At 70.9% G+C, this 1194-nt stretch carries 1 protein-coding gene; it reads right to left on the reverse strand.

Going from position 1 to position 1194, the window contains the following annotated elements; genetic code table 11:
- On the reverse strand, window positions 1–1194 hold a 1194-nt coding region (locus ABZ490_RS52185; RefSeq protein ID WP_359008147.1), incomplete at both ends, for a beta-ketoacyl reductase.

A 1194-nucleotide genomic window follows, 5' to 3' on the forward strand; every position in this document is an offset into this window, starting at 1 on the left:
CGCTGGTGGTGGGGGTGGTGCGGGCTTCGGGAAGACTCGCAAGCAACGCGCTGGGACGCACACTCGTGTACGCGGGAGCGAACCGCTCCCACTCCACATCCGCCACGACCACCACCGCATCCTCACCCCCCACCACACGCCCCAGCTCCCCCACCGCACGCTGCGGATCCAAAGCCACCAGACCCCGCCGCCGCAACGCCTCCACCACCCCGTCACCGGCAGCCATCCCCCCACCGGCCCACGGACCCCACGCCACCGACGTCCCCACCAACCCCCGCACCCGACGCGACTGCACCAACGCATCCAACGCCGCATTCGCCGCCGCATACCCCGCCTGCCCCCCACTGCCCCACACACCCGCAATCGAGGAGAACACCACAAACGCATCCAGCACCCGATCACCCAGCACCGCATCCAGATGCACCGCACCCGCCACCTTCCCCGACCACACCCCCGCAAGATCCCCCGCACCCACCTCCCCCAACGGCACATTCACCACCGCACCCGCCGCATGCACCACCGCATCCACCACGAACTCAGCAAGCAACCCCTCCACCGCCACCCGATCAGCCACATCACACGCCACCACACTCACCCGCGCACCCATCCCCACCAGCTCATCCCGCAACTCCACCGCACCCGGAGCCCCCAACCCCCGACGACCCGCCAACACCACATGCCCCGCACCCTGCGCAACCACCCACCGCGCCACCCGCGCACCCAACACACCCGTACCACCCGTGATCAACACCGTCCCCCGCGGACGCCAACCCCCACCAAGAGCACCGGCACCCACCCGCCCCAACCGACGACCGAACACACCCGACCCACGCACCGCCACCTGATCCTCAACACCCACACCCGCCAACACCGCCGCCAAGGCGTTCCCGGTGGTGTCGTCGAGGGCGGCCGGGAGGTCGATCAGACCGCCCCAGCGACCGGGCGCCTCCAGTGCGGCCACCCGGCCCAGCCCCCAGACAGCGCTCTGGACCGGGTCGACGGCCGTATCCGCCCGACCGACCATGACGGCCCCCTGGGTCAGCACCCACGACGGAGCCGTGATACCCGCGTCGCCCAGGGCCTGGATCAGCGCCAGCGAACCCGACACCCCCACCGGCACACCATCCCCGGACACCTCGCCCGAGAGAGCCAGCAAAGACACCACACCCGCCACCGACGGCAGGTCCTTCAGCC

The sequence above is a fragment of the Streptomyces sp. NPDC005811 genome, from assembly GCF_040630405.1.
Taxonomy (GTDB): domain Bacteria; phylum Actinomycetota; class Actinomycetes; order Streptomycetales; family Streptomycetaceae; genus Streptomyces.